The organism is Nitrospirillum guaranorum, assembly GCF_034653275.1.
Classification (GTDB): Bacteria; Pseudomonadota; Alphaproteobacteria; order Azospirillales; family Azospirillaceae; genus Nitrospirillum.
In genome coordinates this window covers 2,068,581-2,095,505 of sequence record NZ_JAYEES010000003.1, presented here as the reverse complement: position 1 = coordinate 2,095,505, position 26,925 = coordinate 2,068,581, and the positions used below count along the sequence as shown (strand labels likewise).

General features: G+C 68.3%; 25 protein-coding genes. 17 read left to right on the top strand and 8 right to left on the bottom strand.

The genetic code is table 11. The annotated features are described in order from the left end of the window. The first annotated feature begins 197 nt into the window (after nucleotides 1-197). Nucleotides 198-770: a hypothetical protein gene (locus UAJ10_RS18535; protein WP_322916682.1), complete on the top strand. Its 573-nt coding sequence runs from the start codon at nucleotides 198-200 to the stop codon at nucleotides 768-770. Nucleotides 771-935: 165 nt separating this feature from the next. Here UAJ10_RS18535 and UAJ10_RS18530 read toward each other — a convergent pair whose 3' ends face one another. From UAJ10_RS18530 to UAJ10_RS18520, 3 genes are all read right to left on the bottom strand, one after another. Further along, a complete protein-coding gene (locus UAJ10_RS18530) occupies nucleotides 936-1,349 on the bottom strand; it encodes a VOC family protein (protein WP_322916681.1) in 414 nt (137 codons plus the stop codon). Nucleotides 1,350-1,490: 141 nt separating this feature from the next. Further along, nucleotides 1,491-1,907, bottom strand: a complete 417-nt coding sequence (locus tag UAJ10_RS18525) for a thioesterase family protein (protein ID WP_322916680.1) — start codon at nucleotides 1,905-1,907, stop codon at nucleotides 1,491-1,493. Between the two features lie 67 nt (nucleotides 1,908-1,974). Further along, nucleotides 1,975-3,057, bottom strand: a complete 1,083-nt coding sequence (locus UAJ10_RS18520) for a serine hydrolase domain-containing protein (RefSeq protein ID WP_322916679.1) — start codon at nucleotides 3,055-3,057, stop codon at nucleotides 1,975-1,977. Nucleotides 3,058-3,245: 188 nt separating this feature from the next. Between UAJ10_RS18520 and UAJ10_RS18515 the strand changes: the two genes are divergently transcribed. Continuing rightward, nucleotides 3,246-4,205 carry a 3-keto-disaccharide hydrolase gene (locus tag UAJ10_RS18515; protein WP_322916678.1) on the top strand — a complete coding sequence of 320 codons (960 nt, stop codon included), beginning with the start codon at nucleotides 3,246-3,248 and terminating at the stop codon, nucleotides 4,203-4,205. Between the two features lie 160 nt (nucleotides 4,206-4,365). Continuing rightward, nucleotides 4,366-5,166: a hypothetical protein gene (locus UAJ10_RS18510; RefSeq protein WP_322916677.1), complete on the top strand. Its 801-nt coding sequence runs from the start codon at nucleotides 4,366-4,368 to the stop codon at nucleotides 5,164-5,166. A 54-nt stretch (nucleotides 5,167-5,220) separates the two neighbouring features. Here UAJ10_RS18510 and UAJ10_RS18505 read toward each other — a convergent pair whose 3' ends face one another. Beyond that, entirely contained in the window at nucleotides 5,221-6,144 is a 924-nt protein-coding gene (locus UAJ10_RS18505) for an alpha/beta fold hydrolase (protein ID WP_322916676.1), read from the bottom strand. 360 nt (nucleotides 6,145-6,504) lie between these two features. On the opposite strand from UAJ10_RS18505, the gene UAJ10_RS18500 reads away from it, so the two are divergent. Further along, nucleotides 6,505-6,816: a hypothetical protein gene (locus tag UAJ10_RS18500; protein WP_322916675.1), complete on the top strand. Its 312-nt coding sequence runs from the start codon at nucleotides 6,505-6,507 to the stop codon at nucleotides 6,814-6,816. Between the two features lie 16 nt (nucleotides 6,817-6,832). On the opposite strand, the gene UAJ10_RS18495 is transcribed toward UAJ10_RS18500, so the two are convergent. Then, nucleotides 6,833-7,495 carry a DsbA family oxidoreductase gene (locus UAJ10_RS18495; RefSeq protein WP_322916674.1) on the bottom strand — a complete coding sequence of 221 codons (663 nt, stop codon included), beginning with the start codon at nucleotides 7,493-7,495 and terminating at the stop codon, nucleotides 6,833-6,835. 307 nt (nucleotides 7,496-7,802) lie between these two features. On the opposite strand from UAJ10_RS18495, the gene UAJ10_RS18490 reads away from it, so the two are divergent. From UAJ10_RS18490 to UAJ10_RS18475, 4 genes are all read left to right on the top strand, one after another. Continuing rightward, complete coding sequence (locus tag UAJ10_RS18490) at nucleotides 7,803-8,234, top strand: hypothetical protein (protein WP_322916673.1); 432 nt, start codon at nucleotides 7,803-7,805, stop codon at nucleotides 8,232-8,234. Between the two features lie 117 nt (nucleotides 8,235-8,351). Continuing rightward, nucleotides 8,352-9,698 carry a glutamate--tRNA ligase gene (gltX, locus tag UAJ10_RS18485; RefSeq protein WP_322916672.1) on the top strand — a complete coding sequence of 449 codons (1,347 nt, stop codon included), beginning with the start codon at nucleotides 8,352-8,354 and terminating at the stop codon, nucleotides 9,696-9,698. Between the two features lie 72 nt (nucleotides 9,699-9,770). Then, entirely contained in the window at nucleotides 9,771-11,171 is a 1,401-nt protein-coding gene (gene cysS, locus UAJ10_RS18480; RefSeq protein ID WP_322916671.1) for a cysteine--tRNA ligase, read from the top strand. 90 nt (nucleotides 11,172-11,261) lie between these two features. Beyond that, nucleotides 11,262-12,698: a tetratricopeptide repeat protein gene (locus UAJ10_RS18475; RefSeq protein ID WP_322916670.1), complete on the top strand. Its 1,437-nt coding sequence runs from the start codon at nucleotides 11,262-11,264 to the stop codon at nucleotides 12,696-12,698. A gap of 3 nt (nucleotides 12,699-12,701) precedes the next feature. Here UAJ10_RS18475 and UAJ10_RS18470 read toward each other — a convergent pair whose 3' ends face one another. Continuing rightward, the gene (locus UAJ10_RS18470; protein ID WP_322916669.1) at nucleotides 12,702-13,775 is read right to left on the bottom strand and encodes a tetratricopeptide repeat protein; all 1,074 of its coding nucleotides are present in this window, start codon (nucleotides 13,773-13,775) and stop codon (nucleotides 12,702-12,704) included. 848 nt (nucleotides 13,776-14,623) lie between these two features. Here UAJ10_RS18470 and UAJ10_RS18465 point away from each other — a divergent pair. Continuing rightward, nucleotides 14,624-15,013, top strand: coding sequence for a VHL beta domain-containing protein (locus UAJ10_RS18465; RefSeq protein ID WP_322916668.1), 390 nt, complete (start codon nucleotides 14,624-14,626; stop codon nucleotides 15,011-15,013). A gap of 77 nt (nucleotides 15,014-15,090) precedes the next feature. Here the strand turns inward: UAJ10_RS18465 and UAJ10_RS18460 are convergent, their stop codons facing one another. Next, nucleotides 15,091-16,794 carry a methyl-accepting chemotaxis protein gene (locus tag UAJ10_RS18460; RefSeq protein ID WP_322916667.1) on the bottom strand — a complete coding sequence of 568 codons (1,704 nt, stop codon included), beginning with the start codon at nucleotides 16,792-16,794 and terminating at the stop codon, nucleotides 15,091-15,093. A gap of 428 nt (nucleotides 16,795-17,222) precedes the next feature. Here UAJ10_RS18460 and cimA point away from each other — a divergent pair, with 428 nt between their 5' ends. Together cimA and UAJ10_RS18450 are read left to right on the top strand one after the other, a co-directional pair. Next, nucleotides 17,223-18,845, top strand: a complete 1,623-nt coding sequence (cimA, locus tag UAJ10_RS18455) for a citramalate synthase (RefSeq protein WP_322916666.1) — start codon at nucleotides 17,223-17,225, stop codon at nucleotides 18,843-18,845. Between the two features lie 30 nt (nucleotides 18,846-18,875). Continuing rightward, nucleotides 18,876-19,682: an RNA methyltransferase gene (locus UAJ10_RS18450; protein WP_322916665.1), complete on the top strand. Its 807-nt coding sequence runs from the start codon at nucleotides 18,876-18,878 to the stop codon at nucleotides 19,680-19,682. A gap of 15 nt (nucleotides 19,683-19,697) precedes the next feature. On the opposite strand, the gene UAJ10_RS18445 is transcribed toward UAJ10_RS18450, so the two are convergent. Then, on the bottom strand, nucleotides 19,698-20,591 hold the full coding sequence (locus UAJ10_RS18445; protein WP_322916664.1) for an AraC family transcriptional regulator: 894 nt from the start codon (nucleotides 20,589-20,591) through the stop codon (nucleotides 19,698-19,700). Between the two features lie 142 nt (nucleotides 20,592-20,733). On the opposite strand from UAJ10_RS18445, the gene UAJ10_RS18440 reads away from it, so the two are divergent. The 6 genes from UAJ10_RS18440 (at nucleotide 20,734) to rpsD (ending at nucleotide 26,843) form a co-directional block, all read left to right on the top strand. Beyond that, entirely contained in the window at nucleotides 20,734-21,693 is a 960-nt protein-coding gene (locus UAJ10_RS18440; RefSeq protein ID WP_322916663.1) for an alpha/beta fold hydrolase, read from the top strand. A 62-nt stretch (nucleotides 21,694-21,755) separates the two neighbouring features. After that, a complete protein-coding gene (locus tag UAJ10_RS18435) occupies nucleotides 21,756-23,450 on the top strand; it encodes an amidohydrolase (RefSeq protein WP_322916662.1) in 1,695 nt (564 codons plus the stop codon). Nucleotides 23,451-23,455: 5 nt separating this feature from the next. Continuing rightward, nucleotides 23,456-24,337 (top strand): tetratricopeptide repeat protein, encoded by an 882-nt coding sequence (locus UAJ10_RS18430; protein WP_322916661.1) that lies wholly within the window; start codon nucleotides 23,456-23,458, stop codon nucleotides 24,335-24,337. Nucleotides 24,338-24,339: 2 nt separating this feature from the next. Continuing rightward, nucleotides 24,340-25,119 (top strand): tetratricopeptide repeat protein, encoded by a 780-nt coding sequence (locus UAJ10_RS18425; protein ID WP_322916660.1) that lies wholly within the window; start codon nucleotides 24,340-24,342, stop codon nucleotides 25,117-25,119. Nucleotides 25,120-25,228: 109 nt separating this feature from the next. Further along, nucleotides 25,229-25,960, top strand: coding sequence for a peroxiredoxin-like family protein (locus UAJ10_RS18420; protein WP_322916659.1), 732 nt, complete (start codon nucleotides 25,229-25,231; stop codon nucleotides 25,958-25,960). Nucleotides 25,961-26,228: 268 nt separating this feature from the next. Then, nucleotides 26,229-26,843 (top strand): 30S ribosomal protein S4, encoded by a 615-nt coding sequence (gene rpsD / locus UAJ10_RS18415; protein WP_322916658.1) that lies wholly within the window; start codon nucleotides 26,229-26,231, stop codon nucleotides 26,841-26,843. Nucleotides 26,844-26,925 lie beyond the last annotated feature (82 nt).

Sequence of the window (26,925 nt, the reverse complement as noted above, 5' to 3'; positions counted from 1 at the left end):
TATTGAATGAAGCATAAATATTTATGACGTAATAACGGCCCGTTAACGGGCCGAGTTGTTTAATAATTGACAACGGGATTGTCGGTGTCGTCAATTGAATGCCGCGTCTGTGGGGCGGTCTGTTTCAACATCTCTATTCGTGGCCGGGTTCGAAGTGCCGTGGGGTCACAGGCTGGCAGGGAAATAAGGGTGAAAGCATGCTGATACGCGGTTTTTCAAGCCCGCGGAACAATCTTCAATTGGGCTTGCTGTGGAGCAACCACGCGAACGGGAAGGAACTGCGTGGCGTGGTCTTGTCCAATGAGGATGTGGCCCGGATCGATAAGGCGGTTTCCGTTTTCATGATCCTGGCTGCGGTGTCCGTTGTCCTGAACGTCCTGGTTTTCAGTGTGCCGGGCGTGCTGAGCCGCTTGGTCGTCTCACCACTGCTGCTGCTGGCCTGTTTCTTCGCCGCCTGGTGGCATTCCTCCTCGCTGCTGAAGCGGGAGTTTGGGCGCCGGCCCAATAATCGCCGAGGGGAAATTCCGCGCGCCGATGCTATCGCACGGGGACAGCTGGCGATGCTGGACTATTATTTCCTGATGGTCCCCCTCCATCAAATCGTCGTCCTGACGATGTTGATCGCCACCTTGCCAAGGATGCTTCGGAATGAATCCCTTGTGCTGATTTGTAGTCTTGGGTTTGGCGTTTGTGGTCTTTTGGTTCTGGGGATGTTGTACCTGGGCCTGCTGAATGTCTGTCGCACCGTTCTGGCCCGGAAGGCGGTATGACGGCCCGTCGCTCCCGGCTTTCCGGTCGGTATTCGCCGGCGGGCGGGAGATGTCGATGGACCCGACCATGGAAGGACGGGGACCGGACGTGCAACGCGGTTGCCCTGGTCCGGTCCCGGCCCGTTCGGCGCGCTCGTCCCGTCGGGACTTGGCCGCCGTGTCTGGCTAGGGCTGCGGGGGAAGCTGGGAGGCGTCCAGGAACAGCGGCTCCCAGACGTGGCCGTCCGGGTCTTCGAAGCTGCGGCTGTACATGAAGCCGAGGTCTTGGCGCGGGTTCACATCGGCCTTGCCGCCGTGCCGGCCCGCGGCCTCGGCCATGGTGTCCACGGCGGCGCGGTCGTCGCAGGACAGGGCCAGCATCAGCGCGCCGCTGGCGTGCGTGTCCGTGATCGGCTTCTGGGTGAAAACCCGCCATTTGTCGTGGGTCAGCAACATCACGAAGATGGTATCGGAGAACACCATGCAGGCGGCGGTCTCGTCGGTGAACTGCGGATTGTTCACCGCGCCGATGGCGGTGTAGAACGCCATCGCCTTGGGCAGGTCCCGCACCGGCAGGTTGATGAAGATTTGCCTGGGCATTGTCCTCTCCTTTCAGGAAGTAGTCCCCGAAGGACGGGCCGGGCCCCCCGGAACCGACAGGGCCCTGAAATTTTTTCAACGGGGTGGGGGGCACCTCGACGGCCTACCGGGACGCCCGATCGGGACGGCCCATCGGGACGCTCAGCAGGCCGCCTTCTTCTCCACCCGCGCCATGAAGCGGGCGTAGTCGATCACGCCCCGGCTGTGGAAGCCTTCGCCGATCAGGCCGGTGGCGTCGTGGGCGGCGACCTTGAAGCGCAGGGCGCGGCCGTCGAAGGCGATCAGTTCCACGGTGGCGGTGACGGTCATGCCCACCGGGGTGGCGGCCACGTGGCTGACGTCGACATGGGTGCCGACGGTGCGCTCCCCTGGTTCCAGATAGGGCGCCAGGGCCTGCACGCAGGTCCATTCGATGAAGGCCACCATCTGCGCGGTGGCGAACACCGGCGGCATGTCATGGAAGCCGCCGAAGGCGGCGGGCAGGGCGGGCACCAGCATGCTGGCGTCGATGGTCAGGCTTTCGCTGTGGCGCAGGCCGGGTTGCAGGCAGGATTTCATGAGGGGCGGCCTCCTCTGTTGGGCGGCCGCCGTCCTTCAGGCCCCGGGGGTATCAGGCCCATGGGCGTCAGGACAGGGTCGCCAGGATGGCCAGCAGGATATCCTGCGACCGTCGTTGGCCATAGCCCTTGCCGTAGGCGCTGGAGGTGATGGCCACCACCAGGTCCAGCGACGGCACCACGTAGATCTTGTTGCCGCCGTTGCCGGAGGCGAAATGCACCGGCACGGTCCGCCCGTCGCTTACGGGCTCATCCTTGGCGTACCACATGTAGCCGTAGAAATCGGCATAGGGGTCGCTGCCGGCGATGGGGTGGATGCGGGCCAGGCTGTCGCTGAGCCAGCGCCGGCTGATGACGCGGTGGCCGTTATAGGTTCCCTGGTTCAGGACCATCTGGCCGATGGTGGCGGCGTCGCGGGCGGTAATCGACAGGTTGCCCTGGCCGGTGCCGTGGCCGCCGGGCAGCTGGCGCCAGCTGTGGGCCGCGATGCCCAGCGGCGCGAACAGGGCCTCCTGCGCGAAGGCGTCCAGGCCCTGGCCCGTGGCGCGTTCCACGATCAAGCCCGTGAGGAAGGCGTTCAGGGAGCAGTACTGGTAAGTGCGGCCCGGCGGCTCGCGCACCGGCACGGCCAGGGCGGCGGTGGCCCAGTCGCCGTTCTTCTCCGCCGCTTCGTCCAGGGTGTCTTCGTTGCCGGGGGAGGCGGGGTCGGTGTCGTCGGCCGCCAGGCCGGCGCGCATGGTCAGTAGGTCGCGGATGGTGATGGATTCCCATCCCGCTGGCCATCCCGCCGGCAAAGGGGCAGGCAGGTAGCGGGTGATGGGGGCGTCAACGCCCGCCACCTGGCCCCGGTCGATGGCGATGCCCATCAGCAGGCTGGTCAGACTTTTGGTGGCGGAGCGGATGTCGTGCAGGGTGGCGGCATCGTCGCTATTGTAATAGGTCTCCGCGACACGCTGGCCGTGCCGCAGCACCACCACGCCCTTGAGGTCGGGGTGGGGATCATCGCGCCAGCGGTCCAGCAACGCGGCCAGCGTGGCCGGGGCGGGCGCGGCCGATTCCGTGGCCCGCGCCATCGCCGGCACCGTGCCGGTGAGCGCCAGGCCCGCCAGCCCCCCCAGCACCCGGCGCCGGTCGCACCGCCATCCGTTCATGCCGCTGTTCCCCTCTCGTTGAGGCCTCAGCCTGGTCAGGTCTCGACGCCGGGGCAATGGCCATCTCGTTGGGCGGTCATGGAGCCACTTCGCGGCGGTCCGCTACAAACCTCTGCCGTTTTGTCACTTCCGCTGCTATGAAATCGATAACATGGAGATAATCAGGAAGGTGGGGAGGCGATATGGTGATGCGGGTGGCGTTTGCCCTGGTTTTGGCGGTGGGGCTGGGTGGCGGGGCTTCGGCCCAGGTGGCGGCCCAGGCGGCAGACAGGGCGCCGACCAGCCCGGCGCTGGAGGCGGTGCTGGCGGGTGACCCGCCGTTCCAGGCGCAGCATTTGCGCCTGGTGGACGTGCCGGCCCCGGCCGGGCCGGCGGTCAGCCTGTTCAACGGTCGCGACCTGGACGACTGGGACGCCTGGCTGGGCTATCCCGATCCGGCGCGCACCTACCTGGCCCAGCCGGGCCAGGCGCCCATCGGCGCCGACAAGGCCGCCGCGTCCAGGATTTTCCACGTGGTGACGGAGGAGGGGGAGCCGGCGATTTTCATCACCGGGCAGACCTGGGGCGGCATCGTCAACCGGGGCGACCACGCCAACTATCATCTGCGCCTGGAATACAAGTGGGGCAAGACCCGCTACGCCCCGCGCCTAGACCTGCCTTGGAACAACGGCCTGCTGTACCACAGCCATGGTGCCCCCGGCGCCGTCTACGGCACCTGGATGGCGGCGGCGGAGTTCGAGATCATGCTGGGCTCCGTCGGCATGGTGGTGCCGGTGGGCCCCAACGTGACGGCGGTGACCGAGGTGGGGCGTGACCGTGCGCTGATCGATCCCCAGCGCCGCTACATGATGGGCGGCCGCGCGATCACCGTGACGCAGCCGGCCTGGAACGTGGAGGCCGGCAGCAACGCGGAGAAGCCGGTGGGCGCGTGGAACGTGCTGGACCTCTACGTCCTGGGCGACCAGGCGGTGCACGTGGTGAACGGCGTGCCGGTGATGGTGGTGCGTGACCTGCGGATGCGGCAGGGCGAAGAATGGGCGCCCATGACCCACGGCCGCATCCAGCTGCAGTCCGAAGGGGCGGAGACGTACTTCCGCCGCATCACCCTGGAACCCATCACCAGCCTGCCCCGGGTGATCCGGGACTGAGGTGGCTGGGCATGCCTCTTGGCGAGGGAAGCAGTGACGTCCGCCAGCGCCGCTGCCCGCCGCTACGCTGCCCGTTATGCGATGCGCGGCTGAGTGCTATGGTAGTTTTACGTGCAGCGTGGGCGGTCGCGTGCGGGCGCCGCCGAGATGGAGACGGCCGATGACGACCTTCAAACCCGAATATAAAGCCGGCGATGGATACGCCCCGGTTTGCATGGTTATCAACAATAACAGCAACAGAACGCTGCTTTACGATTTCAGGTCCGTCACCGATGCCTTCGGCCAGCCCATGCGCGCCTACGGCTATCAGACGTCCGTGCTTTCCACCTATCAGCGCGCCCGGAACTCGCCGGCCGCATCCATCATCAAGGCCGGTCTGGCGCCGCTGTCGACCAGCCTGGCGACCCTGATCCTCAAGACCGCCTACTACACGGGCTCCGCGATCCACCAGAAAATCAAAAGCATTTCGGGTAAAACCGTCACCGGTATCGAGGGCGCGGTGACCGACCATCGCATCGGCGCGATTCCCCCCGGCACCGTGCTCTATGTCGAACTTGGATCCATCCCGGTGGATGGGCGCCTAAATAACAAGGGCTGGCCGCTCACTAGCGACATGGACAACTTTGTCGGTTCCTTCATCGGGCCCGCGACGCTTCACGGCGCGGCATTGGATGCGGCCTTGGAATCCAATCCTGAACAGATGTTGAGCGCCGCGCGTCGGGAAGGGGTAGGCGTCGCGTTCTGGGGCGAGAGCACGGGATTTTGGGCCCGGATAAAGAAGGACTTCTTCAACGCGAACGTCAATTTCAGGCAGATGCGCGATAATCTGACCGTCGAGACACTGGTGGACACGACGGTCATGCATCGCGTCAGGGTCGGCGGGATGACCTACGCCCTGGATGGCGCGGGTTTTGATCCGCCCTTGCTGGATTACGTGCAACTGACCGTTTCCGGGGGCTGAAGGCGGGCCATGGAAATTGGCGCTCGCGAAAGCGACCACGCCGCCAAGTGCCGATCAATCCCCCAGCGTGGGGCCGGCCAGGAAATCCAGCAACAGGCGGCTGACCGCTTCCGGCGCCTCACGTGTCGGGAAGTGGCCCACGCCCGGCAGCACCTCCCGGCGGTAGGGGCCGGTGAAGTGGCCCTCGTTGACCGCCGTCGTCGCGGGCAGGGTGCAGCGGTCATCCTCGCCCTGGATCATCAGGGTGGGCACGCCCAGGGTGCGGGCGGCGCGCTGGCGCTTTTCCATCTCGGCGTAGCGCGTGTCGGGTTTGGCCTCGTCCCAACGCACGCGGTAGGAGTGCAGGGTGATGGCCGCCCAGTCGGGGTTCTCGAAGGCGGCCGCCGTCCGCTCGAACTCCGCCTCCTCATACCAGCCGGCAGGGCTCCAGCTGTCCCACTGATAGCGGGCGAAGGCCTTGCCGTCATGGCAGATGGTTTCCGCCCCCCGCTCCGTCGTCAGGAACCACTGGTACCAGTAGCGCTGGGCCTGGGGCAGGGACGGGGTGGGCAGGCTGCCCGGCTCCCACCCCACCGACAGGGCGGCGGCGCGGCACAGGCGGTCGGGGGCGACGGCGGCCAGGAAATAGGCGATGCGGGCGCCCCAGTCGTGGCCGATGACGCTGAAGCGTTGCCAGTCCAGGGCGTTGGCGAGGTCCAGCGCGTCTTGCGCCAGGGCGGCGATCTGGCCGGAGCGGGCGGTCTGGCTGGACAGGAAGCGCGTGGGGCCGAAACCGCGCAGCCAGGGCGCCACCGTCTTGTAGCCCGCTTCCCACAGGGCCGGCGCCACCCGGTCCCAGGTGTGGGCGTCGTCCGGCCAGCCGTGCAGCAGCATCACCGGCGGCCCGTCGGCCGGCCCGCCGGTGATGTAGGCCACATCCAGCAGCGGGGTGGTGATATGGGCGATCTCGGGCGCGGTGTCGGGTTCGGTCTGGGACATGTCGCTTAAATCCCTTAGTGGGCTGGGCGGTTCCCGCTTTTGCGTGCACGGAAACTGCTGAAAAGCTGCCATCCGGCGATGCTCATCCCTGCTTAAGGTGGATGGGACGAGGATGCCGGGAAAGAGGAAATGATAAACAGTGGGGGCGGGGCGGGGGCCGGACACACGGTCTGGTGGTGTGACTGGCGGCCATTGGGGCCGCCGGTCTGGGGGGTACTGGCCCTCAGCACGATCATTTCCATGCGGCCCACGGTGGGGACCCTATGCCTTTGTTTGTTCATTGGCGGACCGGCGGTGCTGTGGGCCTTGGGGCGCCTTGCATGGCTATTCCTGTTCCGGGATGCCCGACGTGGGCTGATCATGATGGCGGTCGTCTGGCCTCTCATGGCCTTGGCCATGGTGGCTGGCGATTACATCCACTTCGCCTTGTGCGCCCCCTACTATGCCTGGGCGGTGACGCGCCTTCCGCCGGACCAGCCCCGGCATCTGGAGTTCCATTGGGGGGCGGCCGGCATGGTCGGCGACCCGCCTGCGGACAAGACTCTGATCTATGATCCGGCCGCGGCGCGGGCCGTACGTTTCCAATGTGAACCGATACCCGACTGGACGCCGGGGCCGTTACTGTGCACCCGGCCTTTGGTGGGCGGGTTCTACATGACCAGCCTGCGATAGGGGCGGTGGTTCCGGGTCAGCCTGCCACGCTGGCCACCACGCCCTCCGACCCCGCCAGGTCCAGCAGGGGCAGGAAGGCGCCCGGTTCCTGGGCGCCGGACAGGGAATAGAGTCGGTTGAAGATGAAGCAGGGCACCGCCTGGATGCCCAGCTGGCGCACGGTGGCCAGCGCCTGGCGCAGGGCGTCGCGGTCGGCGTCGCTGTGCAGGAAGGCGGCGGCCGCATCGGCGTCCAACCCCACCTCCCCCGCGATGGCGGCCAGCACGGCGCGGTCGCCGATGTCGCGGCCGTCGCGGAAGAAGGCGGCCTGCAGCGCGGCGGCCAGCTCCTGGGTGTGGGCGCCGCCCTGGCCGTTGGCGTCGGCATGGCGCAGCAGGCGATGGGCGTCCAGCGTGTTGGGGGTGCGGTGGATGCGGTCCAGGTTCAGGGTCAGGCCCTCGGCCGCCGCCGTCTGTTCCAGCAGGGTGTTGACCTGGCGGATGCGCTCCACGCTACCGAACTTGGACAGCTGGTCGATGGTGCGGTCGATGCCGCTGGGCGGCGTGTCGGGGTCCAGCTGGAAGGGCAGCCAGCGCACCTCCGGCTGTTGCGTCGGGCGCTGGGCCAGCGCGCGCTCCAGCCGGCGCTTGCCGATGTAGCACCACGGACAGACGAAGTCGGCGACGATCTCGATCAGCATGGGGTGGGTCGTGGTGGGGGCCAGGTCGCGAGCGTGGACGGACTATGCGGACTATACGGCGGTGGTGCCGGCCTGCCGAGCCTCGTCCGATGGTTTATACACCAAGGATGGTTGCAAGGCGGGGTCGGCCGGCGGATGCGGTCGGTTTCTTTTCCGTTCCGGTTCGGGGGCTCCTGCGCTAAACTTTTCTTATCTCTGCCTTATATGGGCATGCCGCCGGCCGTGGTCGATGGCGCCAGGCGGTGAGTGCGCGGCGATTTAGAAAGGCTGGTCCGGCGTGGACCGCCGGCCGGTGGGGGCCCGTTCCATGAGCGAAACCTACGTCACCATGAAAATCCGCGAGGCGATGGCCCAGGCGCAGGGCAGCCGCGCCCAGGCGCAGCGCATCCTGATGGCCTGGGCCCTGGCGGACGAGCAACTGATGCGCGGCCTGTGCAAGCCCTTCCTGAAGGGCATCACCGGCGCCGCCATCGAGCGGGCATACCGGGGCGGCCCCGCCGTGCCCGCCATGGCCCCCGCCGCCGCGGCACCCAGCGGCGCCACCAGCCGCCGGGCCCCGGCGCCGCAGCGCCTGACCCAGGCCCAGCTGGACGCCATCGTCGCCCGCATGGGCGGCACCCGCCTGGCCAACCAACCGCCCATCCTGAACGGCGCCCCGCCGCCCAAGAGCGAGGGCACGGTGAAGCAGGCGGCCTCCGTCAAGGCGCTGGCCGCCGCCTTCCACCGCAAGAAGTTCTGACGGGGTTGGCCGCTGACATCAAATCGAGGGGCGGGGCCGGTGGCTCCGCCTTTTGTTTTTTGGGCCGCTTCATGGTATCGCTGCCGGCCTTGGTTTTCCTGAAGGTCCGCTTTTCCCATGAGCCCTGTCGCCGTCCGTTTCGCGCCCAGCCCCACCGGCCGCCTGCACATCGGCAACGCCCGCGCGGCGGTGATGAACTGGCTGTTCGCCCGCCGCCAAGGCGGCAGCTTCATGCTGCGCATGGACGACACGGATCGGGAGCGGTCGACGGCCGAGTTCGCCGCCGGCATCGAGGAGGATTTGCGCTGGCTGGGCCTGACGTGGGACCGCTACGCCCGCCAGTCCGACCGGCTGGACCGCTACACCGCCGCGGCGGAGCGGCTGAAGGCCGCCGGCCGCCTCTACCCCTGCTATGAGACGCCGGATGAGTTGGGCCTGAAGCGCAAGGCCCAGCTGGCCCAGCACCGCCCGCCGCTGTACGACCGCGCCGCCCTGCGCCTGACGGACGCCGACCGCGCCCGGCTGGAGGCGGAGGGGCGCCGCCCGCATTGGCGCCTGAAACTGGAGCACGCCCCCGTCGTCTGGGACGACCTGGTGCGGGGCACCCAGCGCTTCCAGGGCCAGGACCTCAGCGACCCGGTGCTGATCCGCGAGGATGGCCAGCCGCTGTACACCTTCGCCTCGGTGGTGGACGATATCGAGCTGGGCATCACCCATGTCATCCGGGGTGAGGACCATGTGGCCAACACCGCCGTGCAGATTCAGCTGTACGAGGCTTTAGGCGGGCCGGTTCCCGCCTTCGGCCATTTTCCCCTGATCACCGACGCCAGCGGCGCCGGCCTGTCCAAGCGGTTGGGCAGCCTGAGCCTGAAAAGCCTGCGCGAGGAATCGGGGCTGGAGCCGCTGTCCATCCTGTCGCTGCTGGCCAAGATCGGCACGTCGGACGCGGTGGAGGCCAAGGGAACGCTGGATGAACTGGTGGCCGACTTCGACCTGGCCAAGGTCGGCCGGGGCACGCCCAAGTTCGATGCCGAGGACCTGCACCGCCTGAACGCCCAGATCCTGCACCACATGCCCTACGCGGCGGTGGCGGACCGCCTGCCGGCCCTGGGCATGACTGGGGCGGACGAGGCCTTCTGGCTGGCGGTGCGGCCCAACATCACCCACGTGGCCGAATCCCGGGGCTGGTGGGACATCACCCACGCGCCGCTGGCGCCCGTGGTGACCGATGCCGCCTTCCTGGCCGCCGCCGCCCAGGTGCTGCCGCCGGCCCCTTGGGGGCCCGACACCTGGGGCCAGTGGGTGGACGCGGTGAAGGCCGCCACCGGCGCCAAGGGCAAGGCCCTGTTCATGCCCCTGCGCCTGGCGCTGACGGGCCTGGAGCATGGGCCGGAACTGAAGACCCTGCTGCCGCTCATCGGGCGGGATCGGGCGCTGGCCCGCCTGTCCGGCCAGACAGCCTAAGGCGTCGCCGCTTAAATCGTTCGTGTTATCAAACCAGTATCGTCGTTATCTTCCAACCCAGGTCAACTCCACATGGCGCTCCAGCTCTACAACACGCTCACCCGCGCGAAGGAAGTCTTCGTGCCCGTCGACGCCAGCCATGTGCGGATCTATTGCTGCGGTCCCACCGTCTATAGCTACGCCCATATCGGCAACGGCCGCACCTTCACCGCCTTCGACCTGCTGGCGCGGGTGATGAAGCACCTGTACCCGACCGTGACCTACGCCCGGAACATCACCGACGTCGATGACAAGATCATGGACCGGGCCAAGGCCCTGGGCCAGAGCATCGAGACGGTGACGGAGACGACGACGGCGCAGTTCCATGCCGACATGGACGCCCTGAACCTGCTGCGCCCGGATGTGGAGCCGCGCGCCACCGGGCACATCGGCGCCATGATCACCATGATCGATCGGCTGATATCGTCCGGCCACGCCTATGCCGCCGAGGGGCATGTGCTGTTCAACGTGCCGTCCATGCCCGATTACGGCCGCCTGTCGCGCCGCAGCCAGGATGAGATGATCGCCGGCGCGCGGGTGGAGGTGGCGCCTTACAAGAAAAGCCCGGCCGACTTCATCCTGTGGAAGCCGTCGGCGGCGGACCAGCCGGGCTGGGACAGTCCCTGGGGCCGCGGCCGCCCTGGCTGGCATATCGAGTGCAGCGCCATGACCGCCGCCCACCTGGGCCCGGTGTTCGACGTGCATGGCGGCGGGCTGGACCTGATCTTCCCCCACCATGAGAACGAGATTGCGCAGAGCCGCTGCGCCCACGGCACCCCGGTCATGGCCAACTACTGGGTCCACGCCGGCTTCCTCACCATGTCCGGCGACAAGATGTCGAAGTCGCTGGGCAACATCTTCACGGTGGCGGAACTGCTGGACGAGGTGCCGGGCGAGGCCCTGCGCCTGGCGCTGCTGCAGGCCCACTATCGCCAGCCGCTGGACTTCTCCAAGGAAGGCCTGCGCCAGGCCAAGGCCACGCTGGACCGTTGGTACGGCGTGCTGCGCGCCGCCCAGGGGGAGATCGCCCAGGGGGAGGCGGGCGCCGTGCCGGCCGCCGATGTGCCGGCCGACGTGTTGGCGGCGCTGGAGGATGACCTGAACACGCCGCTGGCCTTCAGCCTGCTGCACGAACTGGCCAACCGCTTCCACAAGGAGACGGACGGGGCCGCCCGCCAGGCCGTGGCCGCCAGCTTCAAGGCGGCCGCCAACTTGATGGGCCTGCTGTCCCAGGACCCCGAGGCCTGGTTCCGCTGGACGCCGAAGGGCGCGGAAGGCCTGGACGAGGCCGCCATCCAGGCCGCCATCCAGGCCCGCAAGGACGCCCGCGCCGCCAAGAACTTCGCCGAGGCCGACCGCGTCCGCAAGGCGCTGCTGGACCAAGGCGTGGTGCTGGAGGACGGCCCCCAGGGCACGACGTGGAAGCGGGCCTGAGTGCCAACCCGAGTTGCGCCGGCGCTTCTGGCGGGCAATACTGGCGGAAGCTTCCCCTGATAAGGGGCGGGCGAATGAGGGGGCGGGGGCATGAGCAGGGGCGCGGGGGCGTTCGGCCTGGGGCTGCTGGCGGTTGCGGCCATCGTCAATTCCGCCGGCGCGCAATCGGCGTCGACCGCGGCGCGCACGAATTTCGATCGGCAGCACTGCGCGGAAGCTTCGGCGCAGGAGGCCATTCCCGCCTGTACCCGCATCATCGAAGCCAGGGAGCCCGACCAGGTTCGGGCCGGGGCCCTACGCAACCGGGCCTTTTACCTGCACCAGGCGGGTGACCTGGACCGCGCCATCGCCGATTACAGCGCCGCCATCGATCTGCGGCTGCGGGCGGGTCAGGCGGACGCCAGGCTTTACGTCGACCGTGGCCTGGCTTATGCCGAGCAAGGCGACGATGCGCGGGCGCTGGCGGATTATGAGCGCGCGGTGGCGGTGGACCCCAAGTTGCTGACAGGCTATGTCGACCGTGCCGCTTTGTTCCTGAAGCGGGGGAACCGCGATGCCGCGTTGGCGGATTTCGACAATGCCATCGCGCTGAAACCGGACGACCCCACGCTGTATGTCAGCCGTGGCGTGCTTTATCTCCAGCGCAACGAGATCGACCGCGCCATAGCGGATGAAGGTGCCGCCATCCGCCTGGATCCGGCCAACGCGGCGGCCTGGCGGTTTCGCGCGGCGGGCTATCGTGCCAAGGGCGACGCCACCCGGGCGCAGGCTGACGCTGCCGAGGCGGTGCGTCTTGATCCGCGCATGGCGGAGGCCTACAGCGACATCGGCTTGAGCCTGCAGGCGGCGGGCGATGCCACGCGGGCAATCGCTGAGTTCAGCAAGGCCATCGCCCTCGATCCCCAGGACGCCCGCGCTCTCAAGGCGCGGGGCGACAGCTATCTGGCGGTCGGCGCGCCAGATGCCGCCATCGCGGACTACGACCGCGCGCTGGCGATCGACCCTGGCCTGGCCGACGCGCGCAACAATCGCGGTGCCGCTTATATGGGCAAGGCGGCCTGGGACCCGGCCATCGCTGACTTCACGGCGGTCCTGGCCCGCGATCCTGCCAACGCGGGCGCGCATTTGAACCGTGGCTTGGCCTTGCAGGCCCAGGGCCGGGACGCCGCCGCGCTGACCGACCTGGATGAGGCATTACACCTCAAGCCGCACACGCCGCAGGCCCTGCTGCGCCGCGCCGCGATCTACCGTGCCCAGGATCGCATGGCGGATGCCCTGGCCGACCTGGACGCCGCTGTCGCGCTGGACCCGACCTACGCCGACGCGCTGCGCGCCCGGGGCGCGATCGCGTTGGACCAGGATCGCTACCAGGCCGCCATCGGCGACCTGAGCCGGGTCATCGCCCTGCGCCCCCGGGATGCGGCGGCCTTCCGCTATCGGGCCATCGCCTATGCAGCCCTGCATGACGAGGCTCGCGCCACCAGCGACGACTTGGCGGCGCAAGGATTGGCGCCGGAACGGAAATAAGGCTCACCCCACCGGCGCCTTGGCCCTCAGCTCCCAGGCGCCGGCCTCTTCCATGCGGCCCAGCCTGCGCAGGCAGGCGGCGCCGGCGGTGAGGGTGGCGGCCAGGCCGGCGGGGTCGCCGTGTTCGGCGGTCTCGGCGGCGTGGCGGTACCAGTCCATGGCCTCGTCGAAGCGGCCCATGCTGACCAGCGTGTCGCCCACCGCCTGCAAGGCGTGGCACAGGCCTTCCAGGTTCACGCGGCCAGCGGCGTCGCCATCCTCCACCGCCGTGACGGCGGCCAGCGCCCAGGGTAGGGCGTCCGCCGGGCGCTTCAGGTCCATCAGGCAGTGGCTGACGCGCAGGCGGGCTCGGCCGACGTCGTCGTGGTTCACGGGGGCGTCGGGGGCGCCGCGCTCCAGCGCTTGGACGCTGCGCTGGAACCAGACCAGCGCGTCCTCGACCAGGCCCAGGGCGTAGAGGCAGTCCGCCATCAGGTGCAGGCTGGCGCCCAGGCTGGCGTGGTCCACGCGCGCGGCGGCGTCGCCTTGCTCCTTGGCGGCCACGGCCTGCTGCAGCCAGGGCAGGGCCTGGTCGGGCTGGCCCTGGCGCGCCAGGCAGGCGGCGGCCTGGTGCAGGCTGTGGCCCACGGCCTCGCGGTCCACGTGGCCCTGGGCATCACCCCGGCTCGCCGCCTCCGCCGCCTGTTGGAACCAGGCGAGCGCTTCCGTATCCCGGCCCAGGCGGGCCAGGCAGGTGCCCACCAGGTGTTGGCAGGCGGCCAGGCTGTCGCCATGCACCAGGCCTTGGGCATCGCCCCGTTCCGCCGCTGCCACGGCCTCCTGGAACTCCACCAGCGCCTCGTCGGTGCGGCCCAGGTCATACAGGCAATAGCCCACGTCATAGAGGATGCGGCCCAGGCGATCCGCGTCGACGACCCCTTGGCTGTCGCCTTGCCGGGCCAGCAGGGCCGCATGCTGGAAGATGGGCAGCGCGTCCTCGGGACGGCCCTGGTCGATCAGGCCGCGCCCCTGCCGATGGAACCCGTCGGGATTCATGAAGGCGGGGTCGGCGAAGGGAATTGCGGTATGCGCCGGCATGCGAGGGATGGCTTCCTGCGAAGGGGGCCGGCCAAAGGTGGGCACTGCCCCCGGGGCTGTCAACGCGCGGCCGGGGCGGGGGGTCTTCTGGGCAGGGGCGCCGGATCAGGGCTATGGAGGAAGGGATACGGCGCGCGCCATACCCCACCCCACGAAAGGCCAAGGGGTATCGGATCGGCCGCGTGCGGTTCTTTCCCTTTCGACCAAGCGCGGGATTTCCGATGACGACGTTCCCCGGAACCGACCGTCGTCCAGTCGGTAATCTTGCCGGCGGTCAGGCGGCCGTTGCGGCCGGGGCGGACGCCACCGCACCACCTGTCAGGCAAGCAGCCATCCAACATAGGGACGATCCTGCCCCGTCCGCTGTCAATCATGCCAAGATTCGGCGAGGAGAAGGGCGCCAGGTGGAAGTCTATTGGCGGGTTCAGTTGGTCTGTTAGCGCGCCGTTTATTGATCAGGTAAGGAGTCGGGTCCTGAGATGATGGATTTGGTGCGGTTGTGCGGCGTCTGGCGAAGGAATGTGAGATGAAAATTATAACTATCAGGTATCTCGATGGAAGGAAAATTGCCGTTGGCCGGAACGCCACGGCTGAATCCTGTCCTGCCGCCAGCCTGACGGGGGTGTTCAACGCTCTGATTTTGCTTAGTCAGCCGAATTGATGTACAAACCAGGCAAATATGAGCAACTGCCTGTTATGAATGCCCCATGACACTTGGTTCGACTTGTCGCTGGGGATAATGCTTCGGTGGATTCAGTAATACAAAAAATTAAAGCTTGGCAGGAAAGATTCTGTGGTCGGTATTTTTTGTGACGCCTAATGAATCTCAGGTATTGAGGAGATCGATCATGCGTAAATTCGCTTTCTTCTGCGCTCTCGCTTTGCCCCTGTTGTCCGCCTCGTACGCCGGTGCGCAGCAATGCGACAATCAGCAGGAGCCGTCGCCGCCGTCGCGCGTGAAGACCGGCCTGAACCTGCAGAACACCACCAACAGCCAGATCAACGTGCTGTGGGCGGGATTTGATGGGGTCCTGACCCACTACACGACGCTGCAGCCGAAGCAGTCGACGGAGCTCATCACCTATGTCGGCCACATCTGGTATCTGGAGGCGTTCACGCCTGGTGGCGCTGTTTGCCTGGGCCCCATCCGCCCGGTGCAGGCCTCGGCCTGCAGAATGAAGATCTCCCTCCAGGGAGGTGATTTCGCCTACGAGCAGCAGGGCTGCCAGGTCGAATAAGCACCGGTGGGCGGGCGGCATCGGGCCCAGGGACACGATCCAGGGGCCCACGCCGCCCTACTACTTTCCCGCCCCCTTCACGCCGCCCGCACCGTCCCCAAAAACCGTTCCACCGCGCCGGTCAGCACCTCGGCATGCTCGGCCAGCTTGCCGGACGCCCCCTTGATCTGGGTGGCGGCGCTGCCGGTGGTGGTGGCGGCGGCGCTGACCTGGATGATGTCGCGCGACATGTCCTCGGTGCCGGTGGCGGCCTCGTTGATGCCGCGGGCCACCTCACGGGTGGCGGCGGTCTGTTCCTCCACGGCGGACGCGATGGCCATGGCGATGTCGGCCATGCCGGTGATGGCGCGGTGCATGCCCGCGATGGCGGCGGCCGTGCGCTCGCTCAGGCCCTGGATGCGCTGCACCTGGGCGGTCACGTCCTCGGTCGCCTTGGCGGTCTGCGTGGCCAGCGCCTTGACCTCGCCGGCGACGACGGCGAAGCCCTTGCCAGCCTCACCCGCGCGCGCCGCCTCGATGGTGGCGTTCAGGGCCAGCAGGTTGGTCTGCGCCGCGATGCCGGCGATGATCTCCACCACCTCGGTGATGCGGCTGGTGCTGTCCCGCAGTTGGCCCACCACCTCGGTGGAGGTGGCGCAGTCGGTGATGGCGTCCTGGGCTTGCAGGCGGGAGCGGTCGACCTGGCGCGCGATCTCCTGCACCGTGGCGGCCAGCTCCTCCGACGCGGTGGCGACCATCTGCACGTTGGCCGAGGTCTGCAGGGCGGTGCCGGCGACGGCGCTGGAGCGGTCGCGGGTGATGCCCGCCGCCTCCGCCATGGACTCCGCCGTGTCCTTCATCTCCCGCGCGGCGCCGGCCAGGGCGTCGACCAGGCTGGCCACCTGGGCCTCGAAGGCGTCCGCCACCGCCGCCTGGGCCGCCTTGCGTTCCCGTTCCGCCTGGGCGCGCAGGGCCGTCTGTTCCTGTTCCAGCCGCCGCACGGCCAGGGCGTTGTCGCGGAAGACGGACAGCGCCCGGCCCAGCAGGCCGACCTCGTCCCGCCGCTCCTGGGCCAGCAGGGCCACCTCCAGGTCACCGCGCGCCAGACGGCCCAACGCCTCCGCCATGGCGGTCAAGGGCCGGGCCACGGTGCGCGACATGGCCAATATGACCGCCAGTCCCAAGGCCAGGCTGGCGGCCAACGCCCCCAGCACGGCGGTGCGCGCCGCCTCGCGGGTGGCCGCCGCCGCCTGGGCCATCTCCCGTCCCTGGCGGGCGTTCCATTCCAGCGTGTCGGTCAGGGGGCTGATGACGGCGCGAAAGGCGTCCTTCAACGGACCGGCGGCGAAACCCTGCATGCCGGCATCGTCATGCGCATCGATCAGGCTCACCAGCTTGGCCGTGGCGGCGGTATAGCGCTGCCAGGCCTCGGTGAAGGTGCGCAGGAAGCGCCCATCCGGGCTGTCGGCGTTGACGTTGGCGGTGTAATCGCGGATGGCCGTCTCCACCGCCGCACGGGTCTTGGGCACATCATCCTCCGCGCCCTTGATGTCGCCGGCGTCGTGCACAGCGGCGGCCAGCGCCAGGCGCAGTTCCAGGCGGCGGTAGCGGTTCAAGCTTTCCATCAACTCCCCCAGCCGCACGGCGTTGGGCAGCGCCCGGCCGGCCAAGGTGTCCGTCGTCCGCCCCAGGCTGGCCTGGGTCCACAAGGAGGTGCCGCCCAGGGCCGACATGAAGACCAGGACGGCCAGGAAGGAGAGGAGGACCTTGGCGCGCAACGACAGGTTCAGCCAAAGCGTCATGGACGGTTTCCTTGAAAAGGGATGGATACCGGAGCGGGGCGGCGGCAGGGCGGGGCGCGAAAGGGGCGCCGCCTGTCAGTAAAAGTCGATAAAATTTTCGATATTAACTATAGCGGTTCGGAATACAGGGAGTTTCCCTATACAAAAAGTATAGGTTCCGAACAAAAGAACGCAACGTCCGTCTGGAGGCCTTCGCAAATTTGATTGGTTAATTCTATCCAGTGGCCGTTCTCGATTGTCACAGTCAGTCACATTGGGAGGCGGCCGGCGGCCTATATCAATGTCATCGCGATCCATCCCGTGGGGGCGCGGCCCCGGGCGGGCCGCATCCGGCAGGGCGGCCATGTCCGCGCCTGAGGGCTTGCAAGGTTGCTTCGTTGCGTGTGATGGGCCATTGTCGCAACTCCATTACGTTATCTGGCCTGGTTATGACCGATCGCCCCCGCATCTATCTGTACGACACCACGCTGCGCGACGGCGCGCAGACCCAGGGCGTGGACTTCACCGCGGCCGACAAGGCGGCCATCGCGCGGGAACTGGATGCGTTGGGCATCGACTATATCGAGGGCGGCTGGCCGGGTGCGAACCCCACGGACGACGCCTTCTTCGCCGACCCGCCCCGTTTCAAGCGGGCGCGGCTGACGGCCTTTGGCATGACCCGCCGGCCGGGGCGCAGCGCCGGCAACGATCCGGGGCTGAACGCCCTGTTCAACGCCACGGACGGGGTGGCGGGCGCCGGCGTCTGCCTGGTGGGCAAGACCTGGGACTTCCATGTCGACGTGGCCCTCAACATCCCGCGCGGGGAAAACCTGGACCTGATCCGCGACAGCGTGGCGGAGACGGCGGCCCGGGGGCGTGAGCCGCTGTTCGACGCGGAGCATTTCTTCGACGGCTACAAGGCCAACCCGGACTATGCCCTGGCCTGCGTGCGCGCGGCCTATGAGGGCGGGGCCCGCTGGGTGGTGCTGTGCGACACCAATGGCGGCAGCCTGCCGCACGAGGTGGAGGCCATCGTGGCGGCCGTGGCGCGGGAGATTCCCGGCGACCGGCTGGGCATCCATTGCCACAACGACACCGAGAACGCCGTGGCCAACAGCCTGGCGGCGGTGCGCGCCGGCGCCCGCATGATCCAGGGCACCCTGAACGGCCTGGGGGAGCGCTGCGGCAACGCCAACCTCATCTCCCTCATCCCCACGCTGTCCCTGAAGATGGGGTATGAGACCGGCGTGGATGAGGAGGGCATGGGCCGCCTGGTCCATGTCAGCCGCCTGCTGGACGACCGGCTGAACCGCGCGCCCAACCGCCATGCGGCCTATGTCGGCGAAAGCGCCTTCGCGCACAAGGGTGGCCTGCACGTCTCGGCGGTGGAGAAGGACCCCACCAGCTATGAGCATGTGCCGCCGGAGGCGGTGGGCAACCGGCGCCACGTGGTGGTGTCGGACCAGGCCGGCCGCTCCAACGTCCTGGCCCGCCTGCGCGAGGTGGGCATCAGCATCGAGCCCAGCGACCCGCGCGTGGGCGCGCTGGTGGAGGCGGTGAAGCGGCGGGAGTTCGAGGGCTACGCCTATGATGGCGCCGAGGCCAGTTTCGAACTGCTGGCGCGGCGCGCGCTGGGCACCCTGCCGGACTATTTCCGCCTCATCTCCTTCCGCGTGCTGGATGAGCGGCGCTGGAACGCCCAGGGGCAGCTGGTGACCCTGTCGGAGGCCACCGCCAAGCTGGAGGTGCCGGGCGTGGCCGACGCCCTGATGACGGTGGCGGAGGGTAACGGCCCGGTCAACGCGCTGGATACGGCGCTGCGCAAGGCCCTGATCCCCGCCTACCCGCATCTGGACGGGATGCGGCTGGTCGACTACAAGGTCCGCATCCTGACCCCCCAGGACGGCACCAAGGCGGTGACCCGCGTCATGATCGAAACGCGGATGCCGGACGGCGCCCCTTGGGTTACCGTCGGGGTATCCGCCAACGTCATCGACGCCTCGTTCAACGCGCTGTTCGACAGCATCACCTATTGTCTCTACCGCGCGGGGGCCACCGTCCCCGCCGCGTGAGGGACGAAAGCCAGTTCAGGACCCCCCGCCATGAGTGGAACCGACCGCCGTATGCTCGCCAAATCCCAGGCTGAAGGGACGGAGGAGGGCGCGGGCCCGGCCGTCATCCTGGTGGAGCCCCAGTTGGGGGAGAACATCGGCACCGTGGCGCGGGCCATGCTGAACCACGGCCTGACCGACCTGCGCCTGGTGAACCCGCGCGACGGCTGGCCCAATGAAAAGGCGGTGTCGGCGTCGGCCGGCGCCACCCTGGTGCTGGACCAGGCCCGCGTGTACGAGAGCACCAAGGACGCCATCGCCGACCTGCAGAAGGTCTACGCCACCACGGCGCGCCCCCGCTACATGGTCAAGACCGTGCTGACGGCGCGCGAGGCGGCGACGGAGATGCGGGCGCACGCCCAGGTGGGTCGCGGCGTCGGCATCCTGTTCGGGCCGGAGCGCACGGGCCTGGTCAATGACGACATCGCGCTGGCCGACACCATCATCACCATCCCGCTGAACCCGGGCTTCTCCTCCCTGAACCTGGCGCAGTGCGTGCTGCTGGTGGCGCACGAATGGTTCCAGGCGGGCTATGAGGGGCCGGAGCGGCAGCTCTACACCGGCAACTCCCGCCCGGCGACCAAGGAGGAGCTGGTCAACCTGTTCGAGCACCTGGAGCTGGAGCTGGACGCCACCGGCTTTTACACCAGCGAGGAAAAGCGCCCCAGCATGGTGCGCAACATCCGCAACATGCTGCAGCGCGCGCACATGACGGAGCAGGAGGTGCGCACCCTGCACGGTGTCATCGCCGCCCTCAGCGGCCGACGCAAGGACGGCGGCCCGGTGAAGGGCCACTGATCGTCAAAGGCCCGCTCACGTCACCACCGGCACATGGAAATCGATGATGGCGCCGGGGCGGGTGGGCGCGAATTCGCTGTCGTAAAGCTCGAAGTCCGGGCTGTCCGCCACCTTGAGGCCTGACGCCGGGATCAGCTCGCCCCAGATGCGGCCCATGGCCGTCTTGACCTGGGGGTGCAGGGGGCCGCCGTTCAGCGTGATGCGGAAGACGGCATAGGTCGCGGCCGGGATGCGCAGGGTGGTAAACCCCGCCGGCGGCGTGGCGTCGGGGGCGACACGGACGCCGGCCATGTAATCGAAGCTGCCCTCCGACCGATCGGCCGCCCACACCACGCCGTAGGTGGCCCAGCTGGGTTCCTGTCCCGCGAAGGGCAGGGCGCCGATCAGCGCCGGCCAAAGCTGGGGGATGGTGGCCTTGGTGGCGCCGTCGAAGCGCCGCGATGGGCCGGCGACGGTGAAGGCATCCAGGGGGACAAGGTTGGGCAGCTGGCTGACATCGACGTCGACGCTGTCGGGCAGGCTCATGGGATATTGTCCTTCAAAGGGGGTGGCGGCGTAGCCCTGCCGGAATTGGCCGGGGGCCACGCCGAAGAGGCGCCCGAAGGCGCGCGTGAACGCTTCCTGGGAGTCGAAACCGCAATCGAACGCCAGGTCGATCAGGCGCACATCGGGATCGCTGGCCAGGCGCTGCGCCGCCTTGACCAGCCGCCGTCCCCGGATGTGGGCCATGACGCTGCGGCCCATGCGGGCGGTGAACAGGCGGGAGAAATGATAGGGCGACAGCGCCATGCGGCCGGCGACGCCCTCCAGCGTCAGCGGCTGATCCAGGTTGTCCTCGATCCAGGACAGCAGGTCGGCAAGGCGGTCAGGCCGCGGGGGCCGGACCTGTGGGGAGTGGGGCTGGGTCATGCCGGCACTATGACCAATGCCGGCGGCCGCGTCCTGACCGGTCTTGCTGTTTTGGGCCCTTGCCGTTTCCGGGCAGGGCGATGCACCTTGGTGCCCGCCGGCCCCGACGGGTTGGCCAACGATCCGGCGAGGCGGGGGACAAATGCGGTCAGCGGGTATGATACGGGCGGCGGTCGCGGCCGCCCTGATGATGGCGCCCCTCATGGCGCCCCGGGGCGGGCATGCGGCGGAGGCCGCGCAACCGGCGGCGGCCGCGCCCGCGGCGAAGGCCCAGGCGCAGACCATCCAGCTGTTCGGCGCCTCCATCAAATACTATGAGGCGGGGCGGGGTCCGACCCTGGTGCTGGTCCACGGCCTGGGCAGCAGCGCGCAGGGTGACTGGGGCAAGGTCATGGCGGACCTCGCCAAGACCCACCACGTGCTGGCGCTGGACCAGTTGGGCTTCGGCGCGTCGGACAAGCCCATGATCGACTATGCCATTCAGACCTGGGTGGATTTCCTAGGGGAATTCCTGCGCCAGAAGAAGGTGACGGACTTCACCCTGATGGGCGAATCCCTGGGCGGCTGGATTTCGGCGCAGTACACCATCCAGGCCCTGGACGGCATCGCCGCCGATCCGGCCTTCGCCCTGCCCAAGCCGTCCCGGCTGGTGCTGTGCGACGCCGCCGGCCGGCATGACACCATGGCCAAAGCGTTCGGCCCCAAACCTGCTGGTACCGACGCCCCGCCGCCGGCCGCCTCGCTGGCGGGGCAGAAGGCCATGCTGGGCGCCATCTTCCATGACCCGCGCTGGTCCACCGGGCCGGCGGCGCTGAAGCGCGGCTTCGCCTGGAGCCTTTCCAAGGGCGACGCCTGGACCATCCACGCCGTCTACAGCAACCCGGCGCTGCTGAACGAGACGGTGGACGGCAAGCTGAAGGACATCACCATCCCCACCCTGGTGGTCTGGGGGGCGGAGGACAGGCTGCTGCCCCCGGCGGATGGCCAGTTCTACGCCGACGGCATTCCCGGATCCCGCCTGGTCACCATCCCCGACAGCGGCCACGCCCCCATGATCGAGACGCCCAAGGCCTTCCTGGCGGCGGTGGAATCCTTCCTCTAGAATTTGACCGCAAGAAAATCCCCTGTACCCTTGGCGGCAATGAAACCAAGGGGATGGGGATCATGATGCGCATGGGGCGGATGGCGGCGGCGGTATCCGGTTTGGCGCTGCTGGCGGGGCAAATGGGGGCCCACGCCTGGGCCGCGCCCACACTGCTGGTCAACGCCGTCATCCATACCGAGGACACGGCCCACCCGACCGCCAGCGCGCTGGCCTGGGATGAGAATGGCGTCCTGCTGGCGGTGGGCGACGCGGCCGACCTGACCCAGCGCTACCCCGGCGCCGCCACGGTGGATGCCGGCGGCGCCCCCGTGGTGCCCGGCCTGATCGACGCCCACGGCCATGTGCAGGAAGAGGGGGCGGCGCTGCTGACCGCCGACCTGTCCGGCAGCGCCAGCAAGGCCGAGATCATCACCCGCCTGAAGGCGCAGGCGGCCAAGCTGCCGCCCGGCGACTGGCTGCAGGGCTGGGGCTGGGACCAGAACCGCTGGGCGGACAAGGCCTTTCCCGCCGCCGCCGACCTGGACGCCGCCTTCCCCGACCGGCCGGTGCGGCTGGAGCGTATCGACGGCCACGCCGTCTGGGTCAACAGCGCCGCCCTGCGCGTCATGGCGGCCCAGCCCAAGGCCAAGAGCCTGGACGGCACTTGGCAGCCGCAAGGCGGCCGCATCGTGCGCCAGGGCAAGAAGGCCACCGGCGTGCTGATCGACAACGCCATGGACCTGGTGGCCGAGGCCCTGCCGCCGCGCACCGACGCCCAGATCCGCCAGGACTATACGCTGGCCTTCGCCGAGATGGTGTCGCTGGGCCTGACCGGCACGCATGAACCCGGCATCGACCTGCAATCCTTCCGCGTGCTGCAGGACATGGCCGCCAAGGGGGAGGTGCCGGTGCGCCTCTACACCATGGCCGATGGCGACCATGAGGCGCTGGCGTGGCTGTGCGGCCAAAACGGCGGCTACACCGACCCCACGGGCCGCGTGCGCATGCGGGCGGTGAAGCTGTACATCGACGGCGCGCTGGGCAGCCGGGGGGCCAAGCTGCTGCGCCCCTACAGCGACGATCCCGGCAACAGCGGCATCTACGTCACCAACCCCACCGACTATCCGCGCATCGTGGCCAAGGCCAAGGGTTGCCACCTGCAGGTGGCGACCCACGCCATCGGCGACGGCGGCAACCGCCTGGTGCTGGACACCTACGCCAAGGTGCTGGGCACCGACGCCAAGAGCGACCATCGCTGGCGGGTGGAGCATGCCCAGATCCTGACCCTGGACGACATCCCGCGCTTCGCCCAGCTGGGCGTCATCGCTTCCATGCAGCCCACCCACGCCACCTCCGACATGCCCTGGGCGGAAAAGCGCCTGGGCCATGACCGCCTGGCCGGCGCCTATGCCTGGCAGAGCCTGCGCCATGCCGGCGCGCGGCTGGCCCTGGGCTCCGACTTCCCGGTGGAGAAGGTGAACCCCATGCTGGGCCTCTACGCCGCCGTCACCCGCCAGGATCTGGTCGGCCAGCCCCCGGGCGGCTGGCTGCCCGACCAGAAGCTGACGCGGGAGGAGGCGCTGGCCGGCTTCACCCGCGACGCCGCCTACGCCGGCTTCATGGAGGGGGAGGTGGGCGCCCTGAAGCCGGGCCTGCGCGCCGACTTCGTCATCCTCAGCGCCGATCCCCTGACCGTGCCCCCGCGCCAGATCGCCGACATCAAGCCGATGTCCACCTGGGTGGACGGCAAGAAAGTGTATGCGAGGGGAAAGTGAGGTTTTTGTTCTTCCCGCAGGTTGCACCCCTGGCGCGCCGCAATCGCCCTGATAGTATGGTGCCTGGCCGCGATGATCGCGGCGGCGAATGGTTTGGGGGAAACATGCGCGCTTGGGTGTTGGCCCTTCTGTTGATGCCAGGTCTGATCTTTTGGGCCGGTTCCTCGTGGGCTCAGAGCCAAGGGGACGCTCAGTCCCAGGCCCAAGGTCAGGCGGCCCCGGCGCCCGCCGATCCCAAGAAGGCGGCGGAAGACGCCGAGGATCAGACCATGGTGCGGCTGCTGAGGGAGGGGGTGCAGGCGATGCGCTCAGGCCAGCCCCGCCAAGCCATCGCATCCTACGACCAGGTTATCGCGACCTACGAGGCGCGATACAAGGAACGCAAGGAAAGGGTTTATTGCGCCAGTACGACCGCGGAGACGCTGGCCTACATGGTGTTGGCGGCCAGTCAGAAGCAGTCGGCCATCGCCGTGACGCCCAACTGGGCCATCGCCTATTTTCTGAAGGGGTATGCGCAGGTGGAATTGCAGGACCTGCCGGGGGCGAAGGCCAGCCTGGAGCACGCCCGCGACCTCTCACCTTATAATCCCCAGTTCCTGATCGAACTGGCGAACCTGTACAAATCCGAGAAGAATTGGCCTCAGGCGTTGGAGACTTATCAGGCGGCCAAGGAGCATTCCGCCGCTTTCTCCCTTCCACAGGCCAAGGATACGGACGAAATGAAGGCCCTACATGGCATCGCCTTCGTCTATTCCGAGACCGGCAAGCTGGATGAGGCCGAGGCCATTTATAAGCAGTGCCTGGCCAAGAACCCGCAGGATGCCTACGCCCAGCATGAGCTGGACTATGTGGTGAAGGAGAAAGCCAAGCAGGCGCAGGTTCATTGAGGATGAGGGGCGCTGGCGGCCAAGCCCTGGCGGTCCTGGCGCTGCTGGCTGGCGCCGCCTGTGCGGGGGCGCCCGTGGGCGAGGCGGCGCGGCCCATTTCGGCCCATCCTTCGACCAGCGCTCAGCCGGCCCCCGCTTCCCTGCCCACCGCCGACCTGACCCCTGATCCGGTGTTGGGCAAGGCCTTGGTGGAGGGGCTGCTGGCGGTGCGGGCGGGAGATCCCCGGCGGGCGGTCGACGGCTCTTTCAATCTGGTCATCAATGCCTATGAAATGCGATACAGGGCCACACCGGGCCGGATCTACTGCGCGCGCACCATGGCGGAGGCCACCCGCTACATGCAGGACGCCGTGCGCGCCCATCAGCCGGCGCGCGTGGTCGAGGCGGGGCTGGTCCTGGCCTACGTCTACCGCGGCCGCGAATTGATGACCCTGGACGATTTGGCGGGGGCGCAGGCCGGGCTGGAGCGGGCACGAGCCCTGTCGCCGGCCAATGCCGCCGTCCTGTTGCAGCTGGGCGCCGCGTACAAGGCCCAGCACAAGCTGCCCCAGGCGCAGGAGGCCTTCCAGGCGGCGGTGGACTCGGCCGACCTGTCGCCGCCGGAAACCAAGCCGCAGGAAACGGCCGACGCCTTTTATGGTCTGGGCAGCACCTACGTCGCCATGGGCCGCCTGGATGAAGCGGAGGCGACCTACCGGCGCTGTCTCAAGGTGCTGCCCGGCAATGCCCTGGCGGAGATGGAACTGAAAGAGATTCAGCGCCAGCGGGCCCAAAGCCGGTGATGGGACCACTTCATCGCGGCCAATAAGACGCTCAAGGATTACTCGGGTTTTTCAACGGGGTGACGCTGGCACAGTGGCGGCAACCCTTCAAACCCCGGGAGTTTAAGTCATGAGCCAATCCGCCCTCACCGAAGCCGCCGCCGAGCCCACCCTGGCCCAGTTGTTCGCCGACCTGCACGCCCACCGGGTGGCGACCATGGATCCGGCCCAGTTGCAGATCAACATCGACCAGCGGCGGGAACTGGTGGAGACGGCCGACCGCGCCGCCTTCGTGCGGCCGGGCGACCGGCTGGTGGGCGAGGTGCTGCAGGATGTGGAGGGCGGCACGCTGCATCTGGGCGCGCTGCTGGCGCGCGGGCCGGTGGTGCTGGTCTTCTTCCGCTTCGCCACCTGTCCCGCCTGTAACATCGCGCTGCCTTACTATCAGCGCCATCTGGAACCGGGTGTGCGGGCGCTGGGCGCGCAGCTGGTGGCGGTCAGCCCGCAGGTGCCGGAGCGCCTGGTGGACATCAAGCGCCGCCATGGCCTGACCTTCACCGTGGCCAGCGACCGCGACAACGCCTTGGCCCGCCGCCTGGGCATCGTCTTCACCGCCAACGCCGCCTCCCAGGCCAGCCAGCTGGCCAAGGGCACGTCCCTGGGGGAGGTCACGGGCACCGGCACCTGGGATCTGCCCATGCCGGCGGTGGTGGTGCTGGGGCGCGACGGCGTGGTGCGCTACGCCGACGTCAGCCCCGACTGGCTGGTGCGGACCGAGCCGGGCCCCATCCTGGATGCTGTGCGCACCCTCATTGTTGAAGATGGGGCGGCGGAAAATCGGGCCAGCCGCGCGGCGGAATAAGGCCGGAAGCCTTGTGGTATGCGGGTGGGATGCGCTAAACCGCCCCCCGCATGGCCCGCCTGCGGCGCGCGCGTCCCGAAGGCTGCGGTTTCCGTTGACTTCGGTTCCGCGCTGCTTATAGTGCCGGCCTTCCCTTCCCGGGAAGGTGGGTCCGGGGGATCTCTCCCCTTGTCCCCGTCCATGGGTTCCGATCCGGATTTACGCCGGATGGGGCGCCATGGAACTACCGGGACAACAAGCCGCGTCAGCGGCACTCTGGAGCTTAGAGATGAGCAAGCGTTTAGAGTCCAAGTACAAGATTGACCGCCGCCTTGGCGTCAACCTGTGGGGCCGTGCCAAGAGCCCGGTCAACCGCCGCGAATACGGCCCCGGCCAGCACGGCCAGCGCCGCAAGAAGCCGTCCGACTTCGGCCTGCAGCTGATGGCCAAGCAGAAGCTGAAGGGCTACTACGCCAACATCGGCGAGCGCCAGTTCCGCCGCATCTACCAGGAAGCCGTCCGTCGCAAGGGCGACACCGGCGAGAACCTGATCCAGCTGCTGGAGCGTCGTCTGGACGCCGTGGTCTACCGCATGAAGTTCGCGCCGACGCCGTTCGCGTCGCGCCAGATCATCAACCACGGCCACATCCTGGTGAACGGCAAGCGCCTGAACATCGCCTCCTACCGCGTTAAGGACGGCGACGTCATCGAGGTCCGCCAGAAGGCCAAGCAGTTCGCCATCATCCTGGAGGCCTCCGCCTCGGGTGAGCGCGACATCCCCGAGTACGTGCAGGTCGATACCGGCGCGCTGAAGGGCACCTTCGTCCGCGCCCCGAACCTGGCCGACGTTCCGTACCCGGTGACCATGGAACCGAACCTGGTGGTCGAGTACTACTCGCGCTAATCCAGGGTCCTTCGGGAACCGACGAGATCAGGCCGCGCCCCTCGGGACGCGGCCTTTTTTTTGGTGCGCCGTCTGCTCCGGG

Excerpts from the sequence above, each read along its gene's own strand:
- UAJ10_RS18505 (WP_322916676.1), bottom strand. The coding sequence starts at position 6,144 with ATGTCCCAGACCGAACCCGACACCGCGCCCGAGATCGCCCATATCACC.
- UAJ10_RS18530 (WP_322916681.1), bottom strand. The coding sequence starts at position 1,349 with ATGCCCAGGCAAATCTTCATCAACCTGCCGGTGCGGGACCTGCCCAAG.
- UAJ10_RS18465 (WP_322916668.1), top strand. The coding sequence starts at position 14,624 with ATGCGTAAATTCGCTTTCTTCTGCGCTCTCGCTTTGCCCCTGTTGTCC.
- UAJ10_RS18510 (WP_322916677.1), top strand. The coding sequence starts at position 4,366 with ATGACGACCTTCAAACCCGAATATAAAGCCGGCGATGGATACGCCCCG.
- UAJ10_RS18440 (WP_322916663.1), top strand. The coding sequence starts at position 20,734 with ATGCGGTCAGCGGGTATGATACGGGCGGCGGTCGCGGCCGCCCTGATG.
- cysS (WP_322916671.1), top strand. The coding sequence starts at position 9,771 with ATGGCGCTCCAGCTCTACAACACGCTCACCCGCGCGAAGGAAGTCTTC.
- UAJ10_RS18450 (WP_322916665.1), top strand. The coding sequence starts at position 18,876 with ATGAGTGGAACCGACCGCCGTATGCTCGCCAAATCCCAGGCTGAAGGG.
- UAJ10_RS18490 (WP_322916673.1), top strand. The coding sequence starts at position 7,803 with ATGAGCGAAACCTACGTCACCATGAAAATCCGCGAGGCGATGGCCCAG.
- gltX (WP_322916672.1), top strand. The coding sequence starts at position 8,352 with ATGAGCCCTGTCGCCGTCCGTTTCGCGCCCAGCCCCACCGGCCGCCTG.
- UAJ10_RS18425 (WP_322916660.1), top strand. The coding sequence starts at position 24,340 with ATGAGGGGCGCTGGCGGCCAAGCCCTGGCGGTCCTGGCGCTGCTGGCT.
- UAJ10_RS18500 (WP_322916675.1), top strand. The coding sequence starts at position 6,505 with ATGATGGCGGTCGTCTGGCCTCTCATGGCCTTGGCCATGGTGGCTGGC.
- UAJ10_RS18470 (WP_322916669.1), bottom strand. The coding sequence starts at position 13,775 with ATGCCGGCGCATACCGCAATTCCCTTCGCCGACCCCGCCTTCATGAAT.
- cimA (WP_322916666.1), top strand. The coding sequence starts at position 17,223 with ATGACCGATCGCCCCCGCATCTATCTGTACGACACCACGCTGCGCGAC.
- UAJ10_RS18495 (WP_322916674.1), bottom strand. The coding sequence starts at position 7,495 with ATGCTGATCGAGATCGTCGCCGACTTCGTCTGTCCGTGGTGCTACATC.
- UAJ10_RS18475 (WP_322916670.1), top strand. The coding sequence starts at position 11,262 with ATGAGCAGGGGCGCGGGGGCGTTCGGCCTGGGGCTGCTGGCGGTTGCG.
- UAJ10_RS18460 (WP_322916667.1), bottom strand. The coding sequence starts at position 16,794 with ATGACGCTTTGGCTGAACCTGTCGTTGCGCGCCAAGGTCCTCCTCTCC.
- UAJ10_RS18525 (WP_322916680.1), bottom strand. The coding sequence starts at position 1,907 with ATGAAATCCTGCCTGCAACCCGGCCTGCGCCACAGCGAAAGCCTGACC.
- rpsD (WP_322916658.1), top strand. The coding sequence starts at position 26,229 with ATGAGCAAGCGTTTAGAGTCCAAGTACAAGATTGACCGCCGCCTTGGC.
- UAJ10_RS18420 (WP_322916659.1), top strand. The coding sequence starts at position 25,229 with ATGAGCCAATCCGCCCTCACCGAAGCCGCCGCCGAGCCCACCCTGGCC.
- UAJ10_RS18515 (WP_322916678.1), top strand. The coding sequence starts at position 3,246 with ATGCGGGTGGCGTTTGCCCTGGTTTTGGCGGTGGGGCTGGGTGGCGGG.
- UAJ10_RS18435 (WP_322916662.1), top strand. The coding sequence starts at position 21,756 with ATGATGCGCATGGGGCGGATGGCGGCGGCGGTATCCGGTTTGGCGCTG.
- UAJ10_RS18445 (WP_322916664.1), bottom strand. The coding sequence starts at position 20,591 with ATGACCCAGCCCCACTCCCCACAGGTCCGGCCCCCGCGGCCTGACCGC.
- UAJ10_RS18520 (WP_322916679.1), bottom strand. The coding sequence starts at position 3,057 with ATGAACGGATGGCGGTGCGACCGGCGCCGGGTGCTGGGGGGGCTGGCG.
- UAJ10_RS18535 (WP_322916682.1), top strand. The coding sequence starts at position 198 with ATGCTGATACGCGGTTTTTCAAGCCCGCGGAACAATCTTCAATTGGGC.